Raw genomic sequence first — 25,850 nt, 5'->3', positions numbered from 1 at the left:
CCATAGGCGCCGCGCGGCAGCCGCTATCATTGGCGGCGATGAATGCATCGCCGCCTTCCCCGAGCAACACTTCTTCGGTCTTCGCGTTTCCGATCACGCCGCTGCTGCCGGAAATCGGCGCGTCGCTGTCCAATCATCCGCGGCTGGTGCTCGAGGCGCCGCCGGGCGCGGGCAAAACCACCCAGGTGCCGCTGGCCCTGCGCGATGCGGCGTGGCTGGCGGGTAGCAAGATCATCGTGCTGGAGCCGCGCCGTCTCGCGGCCCGCGCTGCCGCGCAGTTCATGGCGCAGCAGCTGGGCGAGGCGGTTGGACAAACCGTCGGTTACCGCATCCGCTTCGAGTCGAAGGTCAGCGCGGCGACGCGCATTGAAGTGGTCACCGAGGGCATTCTCACGCGGCTGATTCAAAGCGATCCGGAGCTTGCCGGCATCGGCGCGATCCTCTTTGATGAATTTCACGAGCGGCATCTTGCCGGTGACTTGGGCGCGGCGCTGGCGCTCGACGTGCAGGCCACGCTGCGGCCGGATCTGCGGCTGATCGTGATGTCTGCCACGCTGGACGGCGAGCGCATCGCGCAGTGGCTGGACGCGCCGCGCATCACCAGCCCCGGGCGCAGTTTCCCCGTGCGCATCGAGCATCCGCCGGCACGCGCGCAGGAAACGGTCGAGCACCACCTCGCCCGCGTTGCGCGGCAGGCGCTGGACGAAAACGAGGGCGACGTGCTCGCGTTTCTGCCCGGTCAGCGCGAGATCGTTCGGGCAAAAAATGCTTTGGCCCAGACGATCACGCACGACAATGTCGAAGTGCTGGCGCTGCACGGCGAGCTGTCCCAGGTCGAACAGCAGGCCGCCCTGGCGCCGGGAGAATCCGGTATGCGGCCAGCTGGTATGAGGCGTGTAGTGCTGGCCACCAATGTGGCGGAGTCCAGCATCACCCTGCCGGGCATTCGCGCGGTGATCGACGCGGGGCTCGCGCGCGAACCGCGCTTCGATCCGAACTCGGGCTTCATTCGGCTGGATGTCGTCCCTATTTCGCAGGCCTCCGCCGATCAGCGGGCGGGCCGTGCGGGTCGCGTGGCGCCCGGCACGGCGTATCGGCTGTGGCCGCAGAGCAAGCGGCTGGAATCGGCGCGGCGCGCGGAAATCAGCCACGCCGAACTGTCCGCACTGGCGCTGGAACTGGCGGCCTGGGGCGTGACGACCACCAATACCGACGCGCTGCCGTGGCTGGATGTTCCGCCCAGCGGCGCGCTGGCCCAGGCACGCGCACTGTTGATCAGCCTCGGCGCGCTGGATGATGCCAAGCGCATTACCCCGCTGGGCCGCGCCATGCTGGATCTGGGCGTCAGCCCACGGCTGGCGGCGGCCGCGTTGCGCGCGCCGGAGGTTCTGCGGCCGCTGATCTGCGATCTGCTGGCGCTGATGGAGGCGCGCTCGCCCATGCGCGGCGGGTCGGCGCGCAGCGACGATTTCCGCACGCGCGTCACGGCGTTGCACGCATGGCGCGATCGACGCGGCCCGTCGCGCAATTCCAGTTCATCCATGGATGTGGATAGTGGCGCGCTGTCAGCGATCGAGCAGATCGGCAAGGGCTGGCGCAGACGTCTGGACGTCCGAACGCCGGCCAGCGGTATGCCGGACAGCCACGCCGTCGGCGATCTGCTGCTGCATGCGTTTCCCGATCGCGTGGCGCGCCGTGACGAGTCCAATGCCCTGCGCTACACGCTCGCCAACGGGCGCGGCGCGCGCCTGCACGACAATACCGCGCTGCACGGTGAGCCGTGGCTGGTAGTGCTGGATCTGCGGCACGAGGCACGCGACAGTCTGATTCTGTCTGCCGCCCCGCTCGATCCGGCGGCGTTGGAGCGCGACTATCCCGCGCAGTTCGTGCGCGAGCGCACGCTGCGCTGGAACGAATCGCGTGCGCTCGTCGAGGCCTTCGACGAGCATCGCTTCGGTGCCATCGTGCTGGAGCGCCGCAGCGTGCCGGTGCGCCCGGCAGATGCGCTGCCTGCGCTGCTGGCCGTCGTGCGCGCCAGGGGCATCGCGTCGTTGCCGTGGGGCGAGCACGCCAAACGGCTGCGTGCGCGCATGCAGGCACTGCGCGCGTGGATGCCCGAACTCGGCCTGCCGGACGTTTCCGACGAGGCCTTGCTCGATTCCGTCGACCGCTGGCTGGCGCCGTATCTCAACGGCAAGCGCGCGCTCGATGCGTTGAGCACGGAGGAACTGTCGCAGGCGCTGGCCTCGCTGTTCGATTACGAGCAGCGCCGAACGCTCGACGCGCAGGCGCCCGAGAGCATTACCGTGCCCAGCGGCCAGCAGCGCCGGCTCGACTACGCGCCGGACGAGCCGCCCGTGCTCGCCGTCAAGCTGCAGGAGCTGTTCGGTCTGGCCGATACGCCGCGCATTGGCGGCGGCCGCATTCCGGTGACCTTGCACCTGCTGTCACCCGCGGGCCGGCCGATCCAGGTCACGCAGGATCTCAAAGGCTTCTGGGAGCGCACCTACCCCGAAGTGAAAAAAGAATTGAAGGGCCGCTATCCGCGGCATCCCTGGCCGGACGATCCGTGGACGGCGGTACCGACGCATCGCGCCAAGCCACGCGGCACGTGACGCGAGCCACAGGTTTGCAGGGTACAAAGTACAGCCGGTGATATCCGGTCATGTTCGATCGGGATAATGACGCATGCACCTGATTTTCATCGTCGCAGGCGTTTCATTCGGACTGCGCCCGTGCGTCCCGTTTTAACCCTACAAGGAGAAGACCCATGAACAAGCGTTTTGGATTGATGGCCCTGCTGGTTCTCGCCCTGCCGGTCATGGCCCACGCGTCGTGTGACGATGTGAAGTCAAGCATTGATGCGAAGATCAAGGCCAACGGCGTCAGCAACTACAAGCTTGAGGTGGTTTCCAGTGACAACGCCGGTGCGGACGCCAAGGTTGTCGGTACCTGCGAAGGCGACAAGAAAATCGTCTACACCCGCGGCGAAGGCGGCGGCTCGGACAGCTCCTCGTCCGACAGCTCGGCGCCCGCGGATGCCAGCAGCGCCCCCGCTCCGGCGAAGCATCATCATCATATGAAGAAAGCGGCCGACAACTCGTCTGCGCCCGCGCCGGCTACCTCCAGCGGCGGTTGATCGGTTCGCTTCGCCAATAAAAAAAAGGCGCCCTTGGGCGCCTTTTTTCTCGACCAAATCCACTCAGTGGCCCGGAGCCGAACTGCTGCCGGCGGGCGCAGGCGATCGCGTGAAGCTGCCGGGGTCGCCGGGGAACACGACCGGACTTTCGTAGCCGTCGGCCGATACCGACGATACGCCGAAGAACCAGTCGTCGATCACCACGTCTTTCAGCACGGCGTGATCCTCGTAGCCGACGCTTTGCTGGTGCTGCCATTGCGCGGCGGTGGTATCGCGCCAGTGCACACGGTAGCCGGCGGCGCCGGCGACCTTGTTCCACTTCACGGTCGTGTCCGTGGCCAGTGCGCCTTCGATGGTGACACCGGTCGGCGGCGCCGGTGCGCGGCTCAGCGATGCCATCGTCAGCGTATTGAGCGCGGTGACGCGAGCGAGATAGTGGAAGTCGATGCCGTCGATGGTGTCGCCGTAGTGGATGCCCTTGTCCTGGTCGGTCTTGCCGATGCGCAGATCCTGATGCTGCCGGGTGTAATCCTCGTGCGATTCGGTCACGCGCACGGCGGGAAAGCCTGCCTCAAGAAACGGCACCTGATCGCCGCCGCGGCTGTAGCGGTCGGTGCGATAAATCATGTGCACGCGCAGATCGGGCATGTAGGTGTCGGCAAGGCTGGCCATGTAGCGCGCCATGTTGCGCGAGGGCGAATCGACCTCGCCGCCGTGGTAGCTTCGGGCCGTTGCCTGCGCGGCCGTTTCGTTGCTCTTGGTGCCTTCGGAGAATATGCGCACCGAGGTATTGTCGACGGCGCCGTTCTGGCCGCGGCTGTTGCCGACGATGTCGTTGTTGAGATCGGCCTCCACCTGCCAGCCCTGCGCCACCGCGTAATCGGCCAGCACCTTGCCGCCGTAGAGGCCTTGCTCTTCGCCCGACAGCGCGGCAAACACCAGGGTGGCCTGATTGTCCTTTTTGGAGAGCAGGCGCGAGGCCTCGATCAAGGCGGCGACGCCGGAGGCATCGTCGTTGGCGCCGGGCGCATCGCTCTTGCTGTTCATCACGTCGGTCACGCGGGAATCGAGGTGGCCGGTCATCACGATCACGCGGTTGGGATCGCCCTTGCCGCGCTTGATCGCCACCACGTCCATCACTTGGGTCGGTGTGGGCAGGCGCTTGCCGGTGAAGGTCTGCGCCGGTGTGACTACCTCGATGCAGCCGCCGCAGTCGCGCGAGATGGCCTCGAAACGCGACTTCACCCATTGACGCGCCGCGCCGATGCCGCGCGTCTTCGAGGTGGTGTCGGACATCGTGTGGCGCGTGCCGAAGCCAACCAGTTTGGTGATGGTGGCGCGCAGTTCGGCTTCGCTAGGTGCGGCGGCCAAGGCGTGCAGCGCGGGTTGCTCGGTGGCTGCCATCGTGTCAGCCACCGCGGCGCTGCCGGCGGTTGCACTGATCAGGGCAAAAAGGAAAACGGCCTGCGCGCTTCGAAGCATGGTGGATATCCAGCAGCGGGGAAGGCGATAACCATACAACGCGTGCACGCTGCACGGTGCGCTCTTGATGTCGCGCTGATCGCAAAAAAAGCCCGGTCTTGCGACCGGGCCCTTCGTCTTACGCGCTTTGGATGACGGCCAAAGCGTACCGTCATCCTGCAGCGCGGCTTACTGCACGGTCAGTGTCACATCATCCAGTACGAAGGAGGTCTGGTTTGACGAGTCTTCCGTGCCGGTGAACTTGATCGTCACCGTCTGGCCGACATAGGCCGCGAGGCTGGCCGTGTGCACGGCGTAGCCGGTGGCTGCATTGACGTTCGAGTAGGTGGCGAGCGTCTTGAGCACGGTGCCCGAGCTGTTCAACACCTGCACGGTGAGCTTGTCGTAGGCCGTCGATCCGGTTTCCGCGGTATCGATGTGCAGGTAGTACGACAGCGTGGCCGAGGTCTTGCCGCTGGGGATGGTGACCGTCTGCGAGGCCGTGTCGGTGTGCTTGGTGCCGTAGCCATCGAGCCAGACGAAATAGCTGCCGCCGTGGGCGACTTCGCCCGAGCAGGTGCTGTTGCTGCACAGCGTGCCGGCGCTCAGCGTCCACGGGCTTGCGGCGCCGGTTTCGAAGCCGCCGTTGACGATCAGCTGCGACGAGCCGCCACCCGAAGCCGTCACCGTGACCGATGCGGTTTTGGAACTGGTGGCTCCGCTGACGCTGTCTGTCACGGTTTCGGTCACGCTGTACGTGCCTGCCGCGGCGTACGTATGGCTTGGGCTGGTGGCGGTGGACGTGCTGCCGTCGCCGAAAGTCCACGCGTGGGAGCTGATGGTGCCGCCCGAATCGGTGGACGAGTCGGTGAAGGTGGCCGTCAGGCCGCTGACCGTGTCGCTGAAGTTGGCCGTCGGCGTGCCGCCCGTGCCGCCGCCACCGCCGGAGCTGCCGACATTGGCAACCACCTGGCTCACGATGAGGCTGCCGAAGCCGGTCGTGTAGTCCCAGCCGGCGGCGGCGGTTTCGCCGGCGTTGTTGCCCGAGGTGACGTCGTGGAAGGCCGAGGTCGGCAGCTTGTAGATCAATGGTGCGGCAAAGCCGAGGCCGGTGCCCTTGGCCGCCATGGTGCGTGCCCATGAGCCGACGAACAGCGGCGAGGCCAGGCTGGTGCCACCGATCTGCTGGTTGGCCGCGCCGTCGACGATCACCAGCGCGCCGCTGACCGGGCTCGCGTCAAACGCGATGTCCGGCACGCCGCGGGTGGTGTGGCCGGCGTTCTGGCCGACACCCGACTGCCAGCTCGGCTGCGGCTCGAAGGTGCTGGGGCTGCCGCCGGTGGCGCCTTCGCTGGCGCTCAGGTTGTTCCACACGGTCTCGCTGCCCCAGGTGGTGCCGGAGGTGTACAGCTCGGTGCCGCCGACGGCGACCACATACTGCGAGCTGGCGGGCCAGCTCGGCGTGACGCCGCCGGTGCCGCACTCATCCGCGCCGGAATCGCCCGAGGAGACCGAGAAGGTCTGACCCTGCGCCACGGCCTGCTTGAAGATCTGGTCTTCCGCCGACACGGTGCCGGCCTGCTGTGCCGAGGTTTCGCATTCGCCCAGCGAGACGTTGATCACCTTCACCGCATTGGCGGTCACGGCGGCGTTGTAGTCGGCGGTGAGGTTGGCGTCGGTCAGCGAGGTGGTGTCGTAGAAAACGATCTTCTGCACGCCGCCGGAGATACCCACGATGTCCTGGCTGTCCAGATCCCATTCGCCGTCGCCGCTGGTGTCGCTGCCGCCGCTGCCAACGACCTGGGTCGTGACCGCGGGAAGGCCGTTGTTAGAGGCAAAGGTTTTCAGGTCGCTCAGCACCTTGGTCAGGCTGCCTTCGACGATGATGCCGACCGGAATGGTCGACGCCGTGGCGAGGCTGTTGGCGCCGTAGATCGTGGCGAAATCGACCGGGTTGTGGCCAGTGGCCGTGCCGGTGGCTTGCGTGGTCACCGCATTGGTCTTGGCGAACTTGGCGAAGGTGTGCGACACGTGCACGGTATCAAGGCCGACCACAGATAGCACGCTGTCCTTCAGCGCGGCAGGGATCATCACGTCGCTGGTGTTGTGATAAGCGTTGCGGCCGTCCGGCGTGCGCACGCTTTCAAACGTGGTGTGGAAGGCGGCACGCACGGTATCGGCGGTGGAGTCGGCGGTGACCAGCAGACGGTTCGGCGCGATCGCCACGTTCCTGAAGCCGGCTTTGGTCAGGTAATCCGCCACGGCCTGGGCCTGTGCCTGGGTCGGCGAGAATTTCGCGGCGAACTGCTCCGGGCTCATCGTGCGCTGGGCTACCGGGGTATCGGGCTTCTGCGCATTGGCAAGGAAAGCGTCGAGCTGGTCCTGGTTACGCAGCTTGAGCGCCACGACAACCGGCACCGACTGCGAGGCGGCCAGCGGGCCGGTGACAACTTCACCCTGACGCAGGGTGGTGGCGTGCTGTGCCTGAGCCAGCCCGACAAATGCCGTGCTGACGTTGCTCGCGGGCGAGGCGCAGACAGATGCCGTAGTGGCCAGAGCCATGGATGCGACCAGCAGCTTGAGACGGAAATGACTTTGCATTGGAACTCCCGAAGTTTTTGAGGCAAAACGACCCCGCACGGGGCACGAACACCTCATGTAATGGAGTGCCGCGGACAGACGCGGCACCAGCGGTTTTTCTTGGATTGCCCTGCGATCCCGTCGACGTTGCGTAAGCCTCTTTGATGTCCCTGGAAAGGGTTGATACGAACGTTTTGACAGGGCGACGCCAAAATAAGAACTGGCGTCGTGACGAGACCGTTTGCCAAAATCCCCATTGGCCAACCATTCGACGTTATGGCGAATGCTCAAGTAGCGTCAATAGGATTTTTTGAAGTATCCAGTGATTGCAATCACACAATCGCCGTACGGTTTGAAATGATCCGCGAGGCGCAACCGTTTTCGCAGGAAAATCAGCGGTCCGAACGCTTGCGGCAACTTACGCGGCCTGTCGTCAGCCTTCCAGAAGGCTGCAATTTGTCTCTGCGTTTATCCATTACAAACAATGTATTATGTAATATTTAGGCGTCGTTGGTGCCCGATATTTCGACGAGCGATCCCAGGGTGTCATGCCGCTCGCAGGTAATAACTTGCTAAATCGCAAATAGTTACGGTTAGATCGATATAAACTTCATGCCTTGCTTTGACGCCGACTGTTGCACGCGACATCCGTGGTTTATCCACCCATATAAAATGTAATAAGCCTATGAAGAATTTTTCTGAATAAGCGAAGAGCCAAGGCAAATAAATAGTTTCGATAATGATTTACAGGCTTTTGAAAGGATCGAATAATAGGCGTGCGATGGTTTTTATCGGATCTTCGAAAAAAATGGGCTGATGCGGGAGCACTTCTGGCGTAGTACCACTATTACTTTGGTCCATCCAGCCGACGTGCCACCATGGAGCAATGACTGAGGCCACCATTCCCCGACTGGCGATCATTGGCGGCGGCCCTGCGGGGCTCATGGCTGCTGAAGCGGCGCGGACCGCCGGCGCGGTGGTCGATCTTTACGATGCCAAGGGCTCGGTCGGCCGAAAATTTCTGCTCGCCGGCAAGGGCGGACTCAACCTTACGCATGCGGAGCCCGCGGCTGACTTCATCAGCCGCTTCGGCTCGCGCCACGCAGAAATCGGCCGCTGGCTCAAAATTTTTGACGCGCAGGCCTTGCGAGAGTGGGCGAGCGGCCTCGGCGTGGAAACGTTTGTGGGCAGCTCCGGTCGCGTGTTTCCTGCCGATATGAAGGCCGCGCCGCTGCTGCGCGGATGGCTGCATCGCCTGCGCGAATCCGGCGTTCGCTTTCATGTGCATCACCGCTGGCTTGGCTGGCAGCGTGATGGCGTGCTGCGCTTCGGCACGTCGCATGGCGAGTGCACGGCGAAAGCCGATGCGGTGATATTCGCCCTGGGCGGTGCCAGCTGGCCGCAGCTCGGCTCCGACGGCGCGTGGGTGGATGCCATGCAGCAGCTAGGTGCCGAGGTTTCCCCGCTGCAGTCCGCCAACTGCGGCTTTGAAATCCCCTGGAGCGAGTACCTGATCGGCCGCTACGCCGGCGCACCGCTGAAGCCGGTGATCGCGCACTGGACCGATCGGCAGGGCATCGCGCATGCGCGGCAGGGTGAGTTCGTGCTGACCGAGTACGGCATCGAGGGCAGCCTGATCTACGCCATCGGCGCCGAGCTGCGCGAGCAGATCGCCGAGAACGGTGAAGCCGTGCTGACGCTGGATCTGGTGCCAGGCTACACGCAGGCGGTACTCGCCGAACGGCTGGCGGCGCCTCGCGGCAAGCACAGCATCGGCGACTGGTTGCGTCGTCGCGCGGGGCTGGATGCATACAAGAGCGCGCTGGTGTTCGAACGGGTCGACAAGCCCACGCTGGCCGATCCCGTAGCGCTGGCGGCGCAGCTCAAGGCACTGCGGCTGCATTTGCACAGGCCGCGACCGATGGCGGAGGCGATCAGCACTGCCGGCGGCGTGCAGTTGGAATCGCTGGACGACGCGCTGATGCTGCGCGCGAAGCCCGGCGTGTTTTTCGCCGGCGAAATGCTGGATTGGGAAGCGCCGACCGGCGGCTATCTGCTGACCGCGTGCTTCGCCAGCGGCTTGATGGCCGGCCGCGGCGCGGCGCAGTGGCTGGATCAAGGCGGGAGCATGGCTCGCGCTACTGACACGGCCAGCACGGGCTAAGGCACGTTCGAACCCGAGCGATTGGTGCGCAGTTGTAGCTCGCCCTTTCAGGTGACTCGCGCTTCACAGGGGCAGGGCAATCCTTCTCAAGCGCCGATTGCTGACAGCAGCCTCGCAGCGATGCGCGCAGTGCAGGCCGATTCACCGAGGAGTCTCGCATGCTTATCCGAACGTTGATCTTTGCCGCGGCGTCCATCGTCGGCACGCACAGCTTTGCAGCGAGCAGTGACGCGCCGCTGGCTCAGGAATTCGGTAAAACGCGCCCGCTTATCGTCATCGCGGCAAGCGCCGCGGATCCAGTGCTGCTCAAGCTGAAAACGTCACTGAGCGAACCGGACAACCAGCGCGCTTTCGCGGAGCGCGACATGATTTTATTCACGGTGATCGACGGCCACGGCCAGCGCGATGGCCGCGACATGAGCGTTGCAGCAAGCAAGGCGCTGATCGAAGAACTCAGGCTGCGCCCGGGTCCGTTGCACAGGGTGATACTCGTCGGCAAGGACGGTGGCAAAAAGCTCGAGCGCCATGGGCCGATCGAACTGAACGAGCTGTTCGGCATCATCGATGCGATGCCAATGCGGCAGGACGAAATGGGGCGCGATGCGGCTGGCAGTCCCGACAGGAACCGCGACTAGCTATCCGATTCGCCGTGACGCCGTTGGCCTCGCTACGTCGACGCCAAGCATGGGCCGGTGAGGCGAGTCCTTACGTTGCCGGCTGCTTCACGAGTTTGATTTCGAACAGCTTGGGCCAGCGCTTGCCGGTGACGAACAGTCGATCGTGCTTGGCGTCGTAGGCAATGCCGTTGAGGCAGTCGTTGACCGGCTCCGGTAGCTGACTCACGTCGAACAGGCTGGCGAGATCGAGGATGCCGGTCACGTGTCCCGTGGCCGGATCGATCAGGACGATCTTGCTGGTGAGCCACACGTTCGCGTAGAGGGTGCCCTTCACCCACTCCAGCTCGTTGAGGTTCTTCACCGGCTCGCCGTCGGCGGTGACGTCGATGCTGCCGATCTGCTGCAGCGTATCCGGGTTGAGCACGCGCAGCGTCGGCGTGCCGTCGCTCATGTAGAGCTTCTTGCTGTCGCGCGTCAGCGCCCAGCCTTCGCCCGGATAGGTGAAGCTGCGCTCCAGTTTGAACGTGCTGAGATCGTGCACGAAGCCGATCTGACTTTTCCAGGTGAGCTGCAGCAGCTTGCCCTTCCAGTCCACGATGCCCTCGCCGAAATACTGCGGCGGCACGTCGTAGCGCTGCAGCACCTTGCCGGTTTCGAGCTCGACCTTGCGCACGGTCGATTCGCCCTCTTCGCCGGTGGCCTCGTAGAGAAAGCCGTCCTTGTAGAACAGGCCTTCGGTATAGGCGGTGATGTCGTGAGGATAGACGTGCACGACCTTGTAGCTATACGTGGGTATCGCCGCGCCGGCGGGCGCGCAGCAGGTCAGCAGGGCAAGCGCGAAGAGATAAGTCAGCCGTCGAATCATCGGAGTCATTCCGTCGTCTGTTTAGATAATAGATAGTCCGCAATCAACCCAGCGGGCGAACGCGAAAGCTGCGGCCCTTGATCTTGCCGGCGCGCAGGCGCTCCAGCGCCTTGGCGGCGAGCGAGCGGCTGATGGCCACGTAGGCGCGCGTCGCATAGACGTCGATCTTGCCGATGTCCTTGGCGGCGAGGCCGGCGTCGCCGGTCAGCGCGCCGAGAATGTCGCCGGGGCGCAGCTTGTCCTGTCGTCCTGCGTCGATCACCAGGGTTTTCATCGGCGCCAAATGCAGGGTCTTGCTGCGCTGGGGCGCTACTTTCAGCGGCCGCCAGGCGAGCGGCGTACCGTTGAGCTCTTCGATGTTGAGTGCCTTGGGCCGTTCGCGCGGCGCGCACAGTGTGATCGCCAGGCCCGATTGACCGGCGCGGCCGGTGCGTCCGATGCGATGCGTATGGGTTTCCGGATCGTGCGCGATGTCGTAGCTGATGACCAGCGGCAGCGAGACGATGTCCAGCCCGCGCGCGGCGACGTCAGTGGCCACCAGCACGCTGCAACTGTGATTGACGAAGCGCACCAGCACCTCGTCGCGGTCGCGCTGGTCCATGTCGCCGTGCAGGGCCAGCGCCGAAAAGCCGCGGCGGTCGAGTTCCAGTGCGACTGCATCCACCTCGCGGCGCATATTGCAGAACACCAGCGCCTGCTGGCCGGATACGTCAGTGCCGCGCTCGCCACTGAGCAGCTGCGCCAGCGCATCGATCTTCTGCGCCGGCTCCACTTCGTGGAAGCGCTGCTCGATCGCCGGCACCTCGTTGGCCGGCGCGTCCACCGTGACCTCGACCGGATTCTTTTGCAGGCGCTGGCTGACGGCGCGAATCTCCTGCGGATACGTGGCGGAAAACAGCAGGGTTTGATGATGCTTGGCGATGCGTCCGACGATGTCGTCGATGGCGTCGCTGAAGCCCATGTCGAGCATGCGGTCGGCTTCATCCAGCACCAGCACCTTGATGCCGCCGCCGTGCAGGCTGCCGCGCTTGAGATGCTCCTGCACGCGGCCCGGCGTGCCGACCACGATATGCGGATCGTGGGTCAGCGAGGCCAGCTGGGGGCCGAGCGGCATGCCGCCGCACAGCGTCAGCAGCTTCACGTTGGGAATATTGATCGCCAGCCGGCGGATCGCCTTGCTCACCTGATCGGCCAGCTCGCGCGTGGGGCAAAGCACCAGCACCTGCAGGCGAATGGTGTCGGCGTCCAGCGTCTGCAGCAGGCTGAGGCCGAAAGCGGCGGTCTTGCCGCTGCCGGTCTGCGCCTGCGCGATCACGTCGCGACCTTCGAGCATGGGCGGCAGGCTCTGCGCCTGCACCGGCGTCATATCGGCATAGCCCAGCGTTTCGACGCTGTCGAGCAGGGCGGGTTTGAGGGCAAGCGTATGGAAGGTGGTCATGCCCCTATGATCGCATGACCGCCGCTGCGGCAATCGGCGGCTTGCATCCGCACGCCGGCTCGCCGAACCTGTGTCCCTGATCAACGGGCAATGCTTTCCATGGATATCGTTTTCATCGAAGACCTGCGTATCGATACCGTCATCGGTATCTACGACTGGGAACGGCGCGTGCGCCAGACGCTGTCGTTCGACATCGAGATGGCGTTCGACAACACCCGCCCGGCCGCCAGCGACAACATTGCCGATACGCTCAACTACAAGGACGTGTCCAAGCGCCTGATCGGCTACGTCGCCGAATCCAGCTTCGGTCTGGTCGAGACGCTGGCCGAGCGCTGCGCGCTGATCATCCGCGAGGAGTTCGGCGTTAGCTGGGTGCGCCTGAAGCTGTCCAAGCCCGGCGCAGTGCGTGGCGCCAAGTCGGTGGGCGTGCGCATCGAACGCGGCACGCGGCCGGACTGATGGCGCGGGTCTATCTCAGCCTTGGCTCCAACGTGGAGCCGCAGCGCTATCTGCGTGCCGCTGTCGACGAACTGCGCCAACGCTTCGGCGCGCTCGCCGTGTCGCCCGCTTATCGCAGCAAGGCAGTCGGTTTCGAGGGTGCGGAGTTCGTTAATCTGGCCGTGGGGCTGGACACCGATCTTTCGCCGACGGCGTTGAACGAATGGCTGCATGCGCTGGAAGACCGCCACGGCCGCCGCCGCGACGTGCCGCGCTACGCCGACCGCACGCTGGATCTGGATATCGTCTTCTACGACGATCTGATCGTCGACGGCACGGGCCATCTGCAGATACCGCGCAACGAGCTGCAGTTCGCCTTCGTGCTGCGACCCATCGCCGATATCGCGCCGGATTTCCGGCATCCGCTCAGTGGCAAAAGCATGCGCGAACTGTGGCAGGCGTTTCCTGCCGACAGCGAGCCGATGACCGTCGATACGTCGATGGATTTGTCGAACGCCTAAGCGGCGGACCCTATCTTTTGCACCGATCAGGATAAGTGGATGGCGTCGGAGCCGAAGTGCCGATGATCTTCCGTTTACTCGCGGCTGCGCCGCTCGCCCTCCGGGCCGCCCTCGGCGTTCGCGCCACAGGTATCTCCCGCTTCTTTCACTGTTGCGCCGCCGCCATCGGTGCTAAAAAAGCAGCGTCATCCACGGGGGAGAATAGTTATGGCGGGGAAGTTTTCGCGAAGCTGGGCCTTGATGAAGGCCAGCGCGGCCGTCCTGCAGTCGGACAAGTCGCTGCTGATCTTTCCGCTGCTCTCCGGCGCGTGCACGCTGCTGGTGGCGGCGAGTTTTCTACTGCCGGTCCTATTGATGATGGTCGGCGGTGAGCATGTGGGACAGGACTTTCACCAGCGCATGTCGGCCGGCTCGTATCTGCTGATGTTCGCGTTTTATCTGGTGCAGTACTTCGTCATCATCTTTTTTCAAACGGCGCTGACCGGCGTGGCGCTGATGCATTTACGCGGCGAGCCGACCAGTGTGTCGGCCGGTTTCGCGCTGGCCCGAGGCAAGATCACGCAGATTCTTGGCTATGCCTTGATCGCCGCGACGGTCGGACTGGTGCTGCGCATGGTGCAGGAGCGGCTGGGTCTGATCGGTCGTTTGGTCGTCGGCTTTCTGGGCCTGGCCTGGACGGTGGCGACGTTTCTCGTCGTGCCGATTCTCGCCAGCCAGGAAGTGGGGCCGGTCGATGCGGTCAAGCACAGCGTGGAACTGCTCAAGCGCAGCTGGGGCGAAAACCTGATCGGCAACGGCGGCATCGGCGTGGTGTTCGGCCTCTTCATGGTGCTTGCTGTCGTGGTGGCGGCGGTGCTGATCGGCGGCGCGATGGCATTGCAGTCTGTGGCGGCGCTGGTTGTCGCGATTGTCGTGGTGGTGCTCGGCCTGACCCTGCTCGGGCTGATTCAGGCATCGCTGCACGGCATCTACGCCGCGGCCCTGTACCGCTATGCGGAGTCCGGCGAAACCAGCGTGGGCTTCGATACGGTGCTGCTGGATCAGGCGTTTCGCAGCAAGAAATAATCGCTGCAGCTGACGTCTCCGCGTAAACAAAAGGCCTCCGCATCGGGAGGCCTTTTGTTTTCAGGTCTCAGATGGAAAGGATGCGCCCGCCGTCCACATGGATGACCTGGCCCGTTGTGTAGTGCGCATCTCGCAGCAGCCAGAGAATGGCGCTGGCAACATCTTCCGGCTTGCCCGCGCGCTTCAGCGGTGTGCGCGAAAGCAGTTCATTCTGTTCTTCCTCGCTCTTGCCTTCGGACGGCCACAGCACGGCGCCGGGCGCGATGCCGTTGACGCGAATGTCCGGGCCGAGTTCCAGCGCCAGCGAGCGCGTCATGGCGGCCAGCGAGGCCTTGGCCATGCAGTAGAGCGTATAGCCGGCCAGCGGCCGCTCGGCGTAGATATCCAGCATGTTGACGATGCCACCGCCGGCTTTACGCAGTGCCGGTATGGCCGCCTGGGTCAGAAAAAACGGCGCCTGCGCATTGGAGGCAAACAGCTCATCCCACTGCGTGAGCGTGGCGCTTTCCAGCGGCGTGGCATAGAACGCGGAGGCATTGTTGATCAGCGCATCGAGTCGCCCGAAGTGCGCGAGCAGTTTTTCGATCAGGGGCTTTAGCGTTGAGAGATTCGAGAGATCGGCCTGCAGCAGCAGCGTACTGTTGGGACGCTGCGCTTCTAGATCTTTTGCCAGAGCTTCGGCATCGTCGCTGGAGTTGCGGTAATGCAATGCCAGGTCATAGCCAGCCGCGTGCAAGGTGCGTGCGACGACGGCGCCAACGCGGCGGCTGGCGCCGGTGATCAGCGCAACGGGTCGGGGATGTGCTGCGGTCATGCGTCGGCTACCACGTGGAATGCGAAGGTTTTCGTATTCATTCGGACTTCGGCTTGCGCGGTTTGGCGGCGGCCCGTTTGCTGGCGGCATTGCTTACGCTGTCGGCCTTCTTGGCGATCTTGCGCGCGGTGCTTGCCAGCGCCTTGTCAGCGGCCTTTTTCGCGACCTTTTTCACCGCCTTTTTCACCGCGGACTTGGCCGCGCTGCTGACGGTCTTCGCCTTGGGTTTCAGCACGGCCGCGGTGGCTGCGGCGGCACCTGCTGCGGCAACTGCATCATCGCCGTCATCCGCCATTTCCATATCGCCGCTGAAGAGTGCAATCGCCGTGCTAGCGACGTGTCCGGTGTCGTAATACGCATAGGCGCCCACGCCGAGCGCGCCGACGACCGGCAGCCAGCGCGAGATGCCTTCGCCGACGGTGCGCTGGGTCAGTTTGATGCCCACCTGCTTGGCCACGCGCTGTGCGATGCCGTGGGACATGCGGCGAAACACCAGCCGATCGCCCATCTGCACCACCAAGTCGCGGAAAGCCTGGGCGGCGGTGTGCCGGAACAGGCACCACAGCATCTGCTCGCGGCCGAGCGAAGCGTGGTGCCCGTAGGCCGCCGCTATATCGCTCACCATCTGGCCCTGGATTTTCCAGATCAGCGTCAGCTCCGGAAGAATGGTCAGCCAGCCCAGCGGGCCGGGCGGCAGCGCCAGCGAGCCGGCGGTGAGTGCCGCACGCCGGGCAGCGGCGCTGGCAATCTTGCGCGCTTCGGCATCCGGATCGCTGCTGCCTTCGATCTTGCTCGCCGGCACCTTGCTGACGAAATCGAGAATCGCCTGTGTGACCTTGTTGTGCTCTACCGGCTCGATGACGGCCGGTACGTTCTTGCTGGTCTTGCTCATGCGTGGCTCCCGAGTGCCTGATTCGCCCGATCCATGCGCCTGGTGCGCGGGCCGGTTTCCCCAGAGGGTAGATCGCAGTCTAGGCGAACGGCGTGAAGCCCGGTTCAAGGAGCGGCATTCTGCCGGCGCCGGGTCCGGGTGCGCGAGGGGACCGACATCGGCGGCTGCTGGCAGTCCACCGGCATGACTTCGGACATGACTTCTGGCGCATACGCCGCGCACGAGGCTTAAGTAATGTTATAACATTACATATACGACTCTTTTTTTATTGCCGATGGAAACCCCGATGAAGCCCTCCCTGCTTGCCCTGAGTCTTGCCCTTGCCCTGGGCACACTGTCCGCTCAGGCCGCCGACACCACGCCGCCGACCAAGGCGACTGCGCCCGTCAGCACCGACGCTGCCTCCGGCCAGGGCGCGACAGATGACGACGCCACGGTCGACCACGGCGCGCGCAACAAACAGGCGTCGAAAGATGCCAAGAACCTCGGCGCGGTGGACGTGACGGCGGCGCTCGACCAGTCGCGCAACTCGCTCTCGCCGGACACCGGCAGCAGCCAGTACGTGATCGACCAGAAGGCGATCGAGCAGCTGCCGCTGGGCGCGTCCACGCCGATCAATCAGGTGCTGCTGCAGGCGCCCGGTGTGGTGCAGGATTCGTACGGCGGCATCCACGTGCGCGGCGATCACGCCAACCTGCAGTACCGCATCAACGGGGTGATCATCCCCGAATCGATCTCGGGCTTTGGTCAGGCGCTGGATGCGCGCACGATCCAGAACGTGAAGCTGCTCGACGGCGCGTTGCCGGCACAGTACGGCGACCGCACCGCGGCCGTGGTCGACATCACCACCAAGAGCGGCCACGACCTCGGCAACGGCGGCAGCGTCGGCGTCACTACCGGCTCGTTCGGCACGTTCAATCCGAATGCCTCGATCTGGGGCAGTAACGACCGCTGGAGCTACTTCCTCACCGCCAATTACATGGAAAGCGACGTCGGCATCGAAAACCCAACCGCCAGCCGCACGCCGATCCATGACCACACCAATCAGGTGAAGGCCTTTGGCGACGTGTCGTACCTGATCAACAACGACACGCGCCTGAGTTTTCTCTTCGGCGTTTCGAACAACCGCTTCCAGATTCCGAATAATCCGGGTCAGACGCCGCCGTTTGGCTATCTCGACACGGTCGATTTCAATTCGGCCAATCTCAACGAACAGCAGAACGAAAAAACCCGCTTCGGCGTGCTGGCATTGCAGGGCAAGTTTGCCGATACCGACTATCAGGTGTCTGTCGGCAGGCGCTACACCAGCGTGGGCTTTTCGCCGGACAACATCGGCGATCTGATGTTCAACGGCGTCGCGGCCACCATCCATCGCAGCAACGTGGCCAGCACGCTGCAGGCAGATTTTTCCACCCCGCTGGGTGACAGCAACACGCTGCGCTATGGCGTTTACGGCAGCTTCGAGCGCGCGATCAGCGGCAACAACTCGCTGGTGTTTCCGGCCGATGCCGACGGCAACCAGACCAGCACCGTGCCATTCAATATCTTTGACGAAAGCCATATCGTCGCCAAGACGTACGCGGCCTATCTGCAGAACGAGTGGAGCATCAGCGACAAGCTGACCATGAACTACGGCCTGCGCGCCGACGAATATCAGGCCTTTCGCACCGAAAGCCAGCTGAGCCCGCGCCTGGGCCTGGTCTATCAGGCCACCGACAGCACCACGCTGCACGCCGGCTACTCGCGCTACTTCACGCCGCCGGCGACCGAGGCGATCACCACCACCGCCATCGCCAAATTCCAGGGCACCACCAACGCGCTGCCCAACAACGGCAACAACACGCCGTTGACCGAACGCTCCAATTATTACGACGCGGGTATTTCGCAGAACTTCGGCTCGGCGTGGACCGTCGGCTTCGACAGCTACTACCGCAAGGTCGACCGCCTGCAGGACGAAGGTCAGTTCGGCGCGGCGCTGATCTTCTCCACCTTCAACTACAACGCCGGCCGCATTCGCGGCAACGAGTTCACCCTGAACTACGATCAGGGTCCGCTGAACTTCTACACCAACATCTCGTTCAATCGCGCGATGGGCGAGCGCGTGATCACCGGCCAGTACAACTTTTCGCCTGTCGACCTGGCCTATATCTACGACAACTACATCCATCTCGATCACGATCAGAAGATCACTTCCTCGGGCGGCATCAATTACGCGCTGACCGATACCACCAAAGTGGGCGCGGATTACCTGTTCGGCACCGGCCTGCGCAAGGACGGGGACACGCCGAACGGCCTGTCGCTGCCGGATTATTTCCAGCTCAATCTCAACGTGTCGCACGACTTCAACTTTGCCAGCATCGGCAAACTGCACACGCAGCTGGCGGTGATCAACGCGCTCGATCGCACCTACGAGCTGCGTGATGGCACCGGCATCGGCGTGGGCGCGCCGCAGTACGGCCCGCGACGGGGCCTGTATGTGACGCTGCAGAAAGATTTCTGACGGCTTTTGCCTCCTCTCCCCGCGGGGAGAGGATTGAGGTAAAGGGATGCTGTTGGCCAAAGTGCTCAGCCAAGGGCGGCCCCATCAACCATGATCGGCCCATCCGTTATGCTTGCCGCGCTTCTGGCCACTGGCAACGCCGCCCATGCAATCCCGACTCCCCGAACCTAGCGCCGACGAGCGCGCGCATTCCGATCGTCTTGTGCAGTTGCTGCACGAGATGATCGCGGCGCAGGGACCGCTCTCGTTTGCCCAGTACATGGAGCGCTGCCTGTATGCGCCCGGCCTGGGCTATTACAGCGCCGGGCGCACCAAGTTCGGCGCCGCCGGCGATTTTGTCACGGCGCCGGAGCTCGGCGAGATGTTTGCCCGCTGCGTCGTCAACGCGGTGCAACCCACGCTGGCGTCGCTGGGCGAGGAAGCGGATTTTCTGGAGCTCGGTGGCGGTAGCGGCGCCTTCGCGGAGGCGGCGCTTCGAGCGCTGGCAGCGAGCCATACGCTGCCGCGCCAATACCTGATTCTCGAACCGAGCGCGGATCTGCGCGAGCGTCAGCGCGCGCGGCTGCTGGCCCATCTTCCGCCGGAGATCAATGCCCGCGTGCGCTGGCTTGATCGCCCGCCAGAGGATGACTGGTGCGGCGTGCTGTTCGCCAACGAAGTCATCGATGCACTGCCGACCACGCGCTTTACCGTACGAGGAGGCGACATCTTGGAAGAGCATGTCGGTTTCGATAACGACGGTCGGCTGCAGCGTATCGATCGTCCGGCCGATGCGCTGGTATCCGGCGCGGTACGGCATATCGAACGCGATCTGGGCGCGCCCTTCGTCGATGGCTATCGCTCCGAAGTGCTGCCGCAGCTGCCGCTGTGGATTCAGGCAATTGCCGGCTCGCTCACCGCCGGCGTCATGTTGTTCATCGACTATGGCTACGTGCGTCGCGAGCTCTATCTGCCCGAGCGAGACGATGGCACGCTGATGGCGCATTACCGTCATCGCGCGCACAACGATCCGCTGTATCTGCCCGGCCTCAACGACCTCACCGCTTCCGTCGACTTTACCGCCCTCGCCGAGGCCGGCAAAAGTGCGGGCTTCGATTTGGCTGTCTATCTGCCGCAGGCATCGTTTTTGATCGGTGCGGGTCTGCAGGACGTTTTTCAGAGCATGCAGGGCGAGGCCGACGACGACCACGCCGCGTACCAGCTCGCCCAGCAGGTCAAGCGCCTGATGCTGCCGGACCAGATGGGCGAGCGCTTCCAGGCCATGTTGTTTTGCCGCGGACTCGATACGCTGCCGCTGTCGGCTGACCTGCTCGCGGCTGATCAGTCCGGCCGTCTGTAGCGGGCACGCCGGATCACTGCGAGCGCTCCCGCCAGACATCGGCCACCATCGTCCAGGGATGAAACACAAAGCGGACGGTGTGATCGCCGGCGGGCACGCACACCGCGCGGAACATGCCGTTGGCCCGATGAATGGGCAGGTTCACGCCATCGGCATCGGCGACCCAGCCGGGGAAATCCAGCTCGCCCAGCACCAGCCAGGCGTCTCCCGAAGACCGCGTGCGGAAGGACAGCCGCGTCGGCGCGGCCTGCACGTCGGTAACTGCCAGCTGGGCAGTGCACGCAGCTACCAATATCTCGCCGGTTCGCTGATCTTCTGTATTGCGTGGGGTCAGCCAGAGCGTGCCGCGAAAATCCGTTGCGTCGAAGGCTAATGGCGAGGGGAATTGTCGAGGTGACAAAGCGATCGCGTGCGTCGGGTTGAGCCATCGCGGGTAGGCCCTGTCGTTTTGCCAGACTTCGTTGCGGGTTTGGCTATCGGCAAAGATTCTTTCGTAGCCTGAGGGCGCTGACCACGGAGCTGCATCGCTTTTGTGCCCCTTGATGACGTAGCGTACGCCGAGAAGATCACTCAGCTTGCTGTCGGGCGTCGGGTTGAACGGCGTGTTGACCCGCGACGGTGCACCGTCGAAACCGCCACCGTTGCTTCTGGCGCCGTACCAGCGATCGTAGAGCCCGTAGCGCAGAGGGTTATAACCCTGAGTCGACTGCAGGTTGCGCAGGACCACGAGGTTGTCCCACTGCGTGCCCGCATCAATGGATTCCAGACGCGCCGGCAACGCGCCGGGCGGCGACGGCATGCGTTCGGCGATAAAGTTGGCGGTGGCGTCGCGCAGAAAGATTTTCGCCTTGTCTTGGCCTTCGTTGAACGTGCTGTCGAGGTTGAAGCAGCGGTAATCCACCACGAGAAGTACCAGCAGCCACGTCGCTGTGCGAAGCGTCGTGCCCGCCCGGCGCAACCGCCAGAGTGCGAGCAGGGCGACGATGGCCGCGATCAGGGTTTCGCCGTGCCAGCGGACGCCGGCGCGGTGCATGGGCAGGCTGGACAGCGTCAGCCACAGCGCAGCGATGGCGAGCAAAAAGCCGACGTGGCGTCGCGAATCCAGCCGAAAATGACTGGCCGCCAGTCCGGCGAAGATGGCCAGGGAAAAATTCAGCAGGTAGGCTGCATCCGATGGCCGGCGGAACTGCTGCACGCCCGGCAGCCACCCATAAAGCCACGGATAGAAAGGCGTGTTCACGCCCAGCATGTAGAAAAAGGCGAGCACAGCCACGACCGCGAAAAACGTCAGCTGCCGACGCTGTAGCGGCTGACGCCAAGCCGCGCCGACACCGACGAGCAGCAAGGTCGGTAAGGCGCCGATGTACAGGTACGCTTCGACCCGATCCGCCGGTCCGCTGTAGCCACCGCGCAGGGCATGCAGCGCGTTGGGATCGAAGAATGCGAGCAGCGCGCGCCAATCCAGTGACGCACCTGCCGAGGCCGCAAGCGGCAGCGTGGCGCGGTTGGACAGGGTGGTATACGCCCAGGTAAAAAGCAGCTGCGGCAAACCGATAGCCGATGCGCAGCTCATTGCGAGTAGCACGCAGGCGAACCAGCGCCATCGCGCCGCCGTGCTGTAGCCCCGCCAATGCATGACGCTGGCGACGGCCGCATAGACGATCACCATCAACGTCAGCAGATACGTGAGTTGCACCAGCTGCGTCACCATGGCGCCTGCGACCAGTCCCAGCAGCAGGCCTCGGCGCCAGTCCGGCGCTTGGAAGAAACGGCGCAGCGCCAGCAGCACCAGCGGCGCGTACGCATAGGCCAGCAGAATCGGCGTGTGCTCCATCCGCGACGCGGCGACGCCGCCGGCCATGAATACCGTGGCGCCGACCAGCGCACCAAAGGCGTTGGCGCCGCTGCGCTTCAATAACGCGAGCATGGCGGTGCCGCCCATCAGCACATGCAGCAGCACGCCCCAGGTAAACCAGCTGGCGCCGGGTGCCTTGCGCAGCAGCATCCACGCCATCAGCAGCGGCGAGAACTGCATGCCCTGCGGGTCGGCGATCTGCGGATAACCGGAGTAAATGGCCGGATTCCACCACGGCCACTCGCCCATGCGCAGGCTATGCGTGTTGAAATAGACCGTCGGATAGGACGAGATCATCGCGTCCCAGGGCAGAACACGGATGTTCAGCAGCAGCGGCAGATTCAGCGCCACCCAGATCAGGCACAGGCCGCCGAACAGCCGCACGAAGGGACGGTGCTGCACCATCTGATTTTGGTCCCGGGTCAGGCTGCGATAAAGAGGCTCAAACGTTCGAGGCGTTGCACGGATGGCGTGGAACTCGTTTGCCCGTCGCCGTGCGGCAGCAGCGTGCGCCAGGATGATGTCGTGACGCTTACATGCTGCTTGGAACCTTGCCCGCGCTTGCTGCCGGGGCAGGCGCCGTTTCCGGTTTGGCCGGTACGGTTGGCGGAGCCGGCAACGGTGTTACCGTTGTCGAATCGCTGGGTCGACGCGCCAGCTGGCCGCGCCGGAACTGCTCGCTGGCCACCTGGTAATACGCCACCGCCTGATCGATCAGGGTCTGGTTCTGTGGATTGATCGGCGTGGCGTCACCGGTGGCGTAGTCCGGCGTGAACTGCTCCAGCTTGCGCTGCGGCTCCAGCACAGTGAGCGCATTGTCGCGCAGATAGCCGAGCTTTTCGTAGGTACCGGGCAGGGCGTGCCCCTCGTTCGGCGACAGCTGGAACACGTCCTGACCGAAGAAGCGCGTGCGATAGCTGAAGTTGAGCATGCCCAGCAGGGTCGGCGGAATGTCCAACTGGCCCATCAGTTGCTTCACGCGCTGCGGCGGAAAATTTTTCGGCGAGTAGATCCACAGCGGAATGTGGTAACGGTTGATCGGCAAAGTGGTCTTGCCGGCGCTGGAAGCGCAGTGGTCGGCGGTGATCACGAACACCGTGTTGTCGAAATACGGCTTGCTGCGCGCGCGTTCGATGAAATTCTTGATCGACCAGTCGGTGTACGCAACCGCCCCGGGCCGCGAAGGGCTGACTTGCGGTACGCGGCCGGCCGGGTAGGTGTACGGCCGGTGGTTGGAGGTGGTCATGATGTGCAGGAAGAACGGTTTGCCATCGTTGTGGATGTCGTCCATCTGCTGCAGCGCCAGCGTGTACAGATCCTCGTCCGACACGCCCCACACGTTCTGGCTGTGGATCGGCGCATCCTTGGGAATGTCGCCGCGGTCGACCGTGCGGTAGCCGTTGTGGCTGAAGAAATAGTTCATGTTGTCGAAGTAGCCGTAGCCACCATAGACAAAATCCGACTGATAGCCGCGATCGTTGAAGATGTCGGCCAGCGAAAACAGATTCTCGTTGTGATGCTCGCGGATCAGCGAATCCCCCGGCGTTGGTGGCACCGATAGCGACAGCGCTTCCAGCCCGCGCACCGTGCGGGTGCCGTTGGCGTAGAGGTTGTCGAAGAAAACGCTTTGGCCGACCAGCGAATCCAGATACGGCGTGAGGTTTTCCTTGTTGCCGAAGGTGCCCAGGTAATCGCCGGACAGGCTCTCCACGCTGATCAGCACCACGTTGAGATGCTTCTCGTCGCCGGTGTGGCGAATCTCGCGTGCAAGGTCCTGTGGATCGTTGCTGACGAACGTGGCGTCAGGCGTTTTCAACTGTTCGCGCAGGATGCCGAAGGCCTTGTCGTCGGGCAGGGTGCGATAAAACTTGGCGTAGTCCAGGTGCGAGCTGCGGAATGCAGCGAAGAACTGGTAGATGCCGTTGCCGGCCAGTTCGTTGACGTAGCTGTTGCGGGTCTGGTCTTTCATGCTGCCGTTGACGGCAAACAGCGACGCGACGGTGAGCACCAGCCACAGCAGCGCCACGCTGCCGCGCTGCCAGAAGCGGCTGCCGTCATCGCGCGTGCGCAGGCCGCGCTTGCTCAGCGCAAACACCACCAGCGTGGCAAGCACCAGCAGGCCGAGCCAGGTGAAGATCGGATACGACTCGCGGATATTGCCAATCACCTCGGTCGTATAGACCAGATAATCCACCGCGATAAAATTGAAGCGCACGCTGAACTCGTTCCAGAACACCAGCTCGCAGGCCGCCACAAACAGCAGGCCGTAGAGCAGCACAATGCCCATCAGATACATCGACCACTGGCCGCTGCGTCCGGAGTAGGCGAGTGCCGGCATCGGCAGAAAAAACAGAAACAGAATCACCAGCGGCCACGACTCGTGCACGTGCACGTGCCAGCATAGAAACACCAGTCCCAGGCAGGCCGCATACAGAAGCGCCATACCCAGCAGGTAAAGCAGCCATTGCCCGACACCGGAAATCAGCGCTCGCCGTGCTGGTACCAGCCACAGGAAAAGCACCATCGGCCACGCCACGTAGATGAACGTGATGAGGTCATAGCCCAGCCCTACGCCAAAGCTGTAGAGAAGGTTGAACGGACGGTGCGATACCTCGACGCCAGACATGATCAGCAGCGCCACGCGGGTCACCAGCGCTATCGCGACAAAAGTAATGGCAAGCCACAGCAGCGGGCGGAAACGCTGACGCATGGGTGAGACCGTGGTGAAAGCCTGCGACACCGGCAACTCCAAAAGAATTCGACAGAATGAATGGATCAGCGCTCGATCCAGGCGCCGTTTATCCGCACTTTATACAACGCGGGGCCTTTACGGATGTTCAGTTTTCACTAGCGCAATGGCCTTGACGCGCGCAGCGTTCATTGCCGCGCCGATAGCCGGGCCGACCAGTCCCTGAGTGACGAAGTTGCCGGCGTCGACCGCCGCCGCCGCGGCGCGCGCTGCACGCAGGTAGTCGGCCTGCGGGTAGGCATCGTCGCCGTGGCCCAGTCGGCCGCGCTTGTCGGCCTCACACGCTGCGAGAAACATGTCCAGTCGTGCGGGCCGTCGCAGTGCATCCAGCGCATTGATCAGCTTCAGCACCGTGGCCGGTTTCAGCTCGAAGGCGCGGTGCGCGTTGAGATGTTCGCGGCATACCTGCTCGGCCAGCGCGGCATGCTCGGTCGGTACCTTCAGTCGCTCGGCCAGCGCCCGCAGCGGCACGCCGCCGCGATGCTCGTGTCCCACATGGCGCGGCAGTTCATTCACCGGTGTCAGCGCCTTGCCCAGATCGTGCGTGAGCGCGCAGAAGCCCACGATGTCGTTACCCGGCGCGATGCGCGCCGCGGCGTCGAGCACCATTTCCAGATGCACGCCGGTGTCGACCTCGGGATGAAACTCCGCCCGCTGCGGCACGCCGTAAAGCGCGTCGACCTCGGGAAACAGCACCGCCAACGCGCCGCATGCGCGCAGTACGCGCAAAAAGGCGGACGGCTGCGGCTCGGCCAGCGCTTTGCGCGTTTCCGCCCACACACGCTCGGGCACGAGGTGATCAACCTCGCCGTCGCGCACCATCTGCCGCATCAGCGCCATGGTTTCGTCGGCTACGGTGAAGCCCAGCGGCGCGAAGCGCGCAGCGAAACGTGCTACCCGCAGCACGCGCACGGGGTCTTCGACAAACGCCTCGGACACGTGCCGCAGCACGCGCGCCTCGATATCGCGCACGCCGTGATAGGGATCGGTCAGCGCGCCGTTTTCGTCCCGCGCGATCGCGTTGATGGTGAGGTCGCGCCGCGCCAGATCCTGCGCCAGCGTGACCGCAGCATCGGCCTGAAACACGAAGCCGTGATAGCCGCGGCCGGTCTTGCGCTCGGTCCGCGCCAGCGCATATTCCTCGCCGCTGCGCGGATGCAGAAATACCGGAAAATCCTTGCCGACGGGCCGGTAGCCCTGCGCAAGCAAATCGTCGGGCGTCGCGCCGACCACTACGTGATCGCGATCGACCACCGCTCGCCCGAGCAGGGCATCGCGAACCGCGCCGCCGACTAAATAAATTTGCATGGAGAGAAGTTTGCCATGTGAAGGTGGTTTATCGCGCGATTGACAGCCCGTTGCCTTAAGTTCTGGCGGAGTTGAAGCCTTGAAGTAGAGCTGGCAGGCGCATCA

General features: G+C 64.0%; 18 protein-coding genes. 9 read left to right on the top strand and 9 right to left on the bottom strand.

The features are described from left to right. Positions 1 to 38 precede the first annotated feature (38 nt). Positions 39 to 2,615 (top strand): ATP-dependent helicase HrpB, encoded by a 2,577-nt coding sequence (gene hrpB, locus ACDK93_RS18055; protein WP_458070403.1) that lies wholly within the window; start codon positions 39 to 41, stop codon positions 2,613 to 2,615. A 155-nt stretch (positions 2,616 to 2,770) separates the two neighbouring features. Then, entirely contained in the window at positions 2,771 to 3,139 is a 369-nt protein-coding gene (locus ACDK93_RS18050) for a DUF1161 domain-containing protein (protein WP_458070402.1), read from the top strand. A 63-nt stretch (positions 3,140 to 3,202) separates the two neighbouring features. Here the strand turns inward: ACDK93_RS18050 and ACDK93_RS18045 are convergent, their stop codons facing one another. After that, entirely contained in the window at positions 3,203 to 4,621 is a 1,419-nt protein-coding gene (locus ACDK93_RS18045; RefSeq protein ID WP_458070401.1) for a M20/M25/M40 family metallo-hydrolase, read from the bottom strand. Positions 4,622 to 4,789: 168 nt separating this feature from the next. Continuing rightward, complete coding sequence (locus ACDK93_RS18040; protein ID WP_458070400.1) at positions 4,790 to 7,201, bottom strand: protease pro-enzyme activation domain-containing protein; 2,412 nt, start codon at positions 7,199 to 7,201, stop codon at positions 4,790 to 4,792. Positions 7,202 to 8,066: 865 nt separating this feature from the next. Between ACDK93_RS18040 and ACDK93_RS18035 the strand changes: the two genes are divergently transcribed. Then, complete coding sequence (locus tag ACDK93_RS18035; RefSeq protein WP_458070399.1) at positions 8,067 to 9,344, top strand: TIGR03862 family flavoprotein; 1,278 nt, start codon at positions 8,067 to 8,069, stop codon at positions 9,342 to 9,344. Positions 9,345 to 9,502: 158 nt separating this feature from the next. After that, positions 9,503 to 9,979 carry a DUF4174 domain-containing protein gene (locus ACDK93_RS18030; protein WP_458070398.1) on the top strand — a complete coding sequence of 159 codons (477 nt, stop codon included), beginning with the start codon at positions 9,503 to 9,505 and terminating at the stop codon, positions 9,977 to 9,979. A 70-nt stretch (positions 9,980 to 10,049) separates the two neighbouring features. Here ACDK93_RS18030 and ACDK93_RS18025 read toward each other — a convergent pair whose 3' ends face one another. Together ACDK93_RS18025 and dbpA are read right to left on the bottom strand one after the other, a co-directional pair. Further along, a complete protein-coding gene (locus ACDK93_RS18025) occupies positions 10,050 to 10,826 on the bottom strand; it encodes a glutaminyl-peptide cyclotransferase (protein WP_179480472.1) in 777 nt (258 codons plus the stop codon). Positions 10,827 to 10,869: 43 nt separating this feature from the next. Further along, on the bottom strand, positions 10,870 to 12,264 hold the full coding sequence (gene dbpA / locus ACDK93_RS18020; protein ID WP_458070397.1) for an ATP-dependent RNA helicase DbpA: 1,395 nt from the start codon (positions 12,262 to 12,264) through the stop codon (positions 10,870 to 10,872). A gap of 99 nt (positions 12,265 to 12,363) precedes the next feature. Between dbpA and folB the strand changes: the two genes are divergently transcribed. The 3 genes from folB to ACDK93_RS18005 all read left to right on the top strand — a co-directional run bounded on the left by folB (position 12,364) and on the right by ACDK93_RS18005 (position 14,288). After that, positions 12,364 to 12,723 (top strand): dihydroneopterin aldolase, encoded by a 360-nt coding sequence (folB, locus tag ACDK93_RS18015; RefSeq protein ID WP_458070396.1) that lies wholly within the window; start codon positions 12,364 to 12,366, stop codon positions 12,721 to 12,723. Then, positions 12,723 to 13,223, top strand: coding sequence for a 2-amino-4-hydroxy-6-hydroxymethyldihydropteridine diphosphokinase (gene folK / locus ACDK93_RS18010; RefSeq protein ID WP_458070395.1), 501 nt, complete (start codon positions 12,723 to 12,725; stop codon positions 13,221 to 13,223). Before folB ends, folK begins: the two co-directional genes overlap by 1 nt. Positions 13,224 to 13,430: 207 nt before the next feature. Next, positions 13,431 to 14,288 carry a DUF6159 family protein gene (locus tag ACDK93_RS18005; protein WP_458070394.1) on the top strand — a complete coding sequence of 286 codons (858 nt, stop codon included), beginning with the start codon at positions 13,431 to 13,433 and terminating at the stop codon, positions 14,286 to 14,288. Between the two features lie 67 nt (positions 14,289 to 14,355). Here ACDK93_RS18005 and ACDK93_RS18000 read toward each other — a convergent pair whose 3' ends face one another. Together ACDK93_RS18000 and ACDK93_RS17995 are read right to left on the bottom strand one after the other, a co-directional pair. Then, positions 14,356 to 15,102: a pteridine reductase gene (locus ACDK93_RS18000; RefSeq protein WP_458070393.1), complete on the bottom strand. Its 747-nt coding sequence runs from the start codon at positions 15,100 to 15,102 to the stop codon at positions 14,356 to 14,358. Positions 15,103 to 15,139: 37 nt separating this feature from the next. Further along, the gene (locus ACDK93_RS17995; protein WP_458070392.1) at positions 15,140 to 15,994 is read right to left on the bottom strand and encodes a hypothetical protein; all 855 of its coding nucleotides are present in this window, start codon (positions 15,992 to 15,994) and stop codon (positions 15,140 to 15,142) included. Positions 15,995 to 16,280: 286 nt separating this feature from the next. On the opposite strand from ACDK93_RS17995, the gene ACDK93_RS17990 reads away from it, so the two are divergent. Together ACDK93_RS17990 and ACDK93_RS17985 are read left to right on the top strand one after the other, a co-directional pair. After that, positions 16,281 to 18,494: a TonB-dependent receptor gene (locus ACDK93_RS17990; protein ID WP_458070391.1), complete on the top strand. Its 2,214-nt coding sequence runs from the start codon at positions 16,281 to 16,283 to the stop codon at positions 18,492 to 18,494. 145 nt (positions 18,495 to 18,639) lie between these two features. Beyond that, positions 18,640 to 19,833 (top strand): class I SAM-dependent methyltransferase, encoded by a 1,194-nt coding sequence (locus ACDK93_RS17985; RefSeq protein WP_458070390.1) that lies wholly within the window; start codon positions 18,640 to 18,642, stop codon positions 19,831 to 19,833. Positions 19,834 to 19,846: 13 nt separating this feature from the next. Here ACDK93_RS17985 and ACDK93_RS17980 read toward each other — a convergent pair whose 3' ends face one another. From ACDK93_RS17980 to ACDK93_RS17970, 3 genes are all read right to left on the bottom strand, one after another. Then, positions 19,847 to 22,093 carry a hypothetical protein gene (locus ACDK93_RS17980; RefSeq protein ID WP_458070389.1) on the bottom strand — a complete coding sequence of 749 codons (2,247 nt, stop codon included), beginning with the start codon at positions 22,091 to 22,093 and terminating at the stop codon, positions 19,847 to 19,849. A 127-nt stretch (positions 22,094 to 22,220) separates the two neighbouring features. Continuing rightward, complete coding sequence (locus ACDK93_RS17975; protein ID WP_458070388.1) at positions 22,221 to 24,398, bottom strand: LTA synthase family protein; 2,178 nt, start codon at positions 24,396 to 24,398, stop codon at positions 22,221 to 22,223. 117 nt (positions 24,399 to 24,515) lie between these two features. Next, positions 24,516 to 25,745, bottom strand: coding sequence for a multifunctional CCA addition/repair protein (locus ACDK93_RS17970; protein WP_458070387.1), 1,230 nt, complete (start codon positions 25,743 to 25,745; stop codon positions 24,516 to 24,518). Between the last annotated feature and the right edge of the window lie 105 nt (positions 25,746 to 25,850).

Source organism: Rhodanobacter sp. BL-MT-08 (genome assembly GCF_054161255.1).
This window is presented reverse-complemented; position numbering and strand designations above follow the sequence as displayed.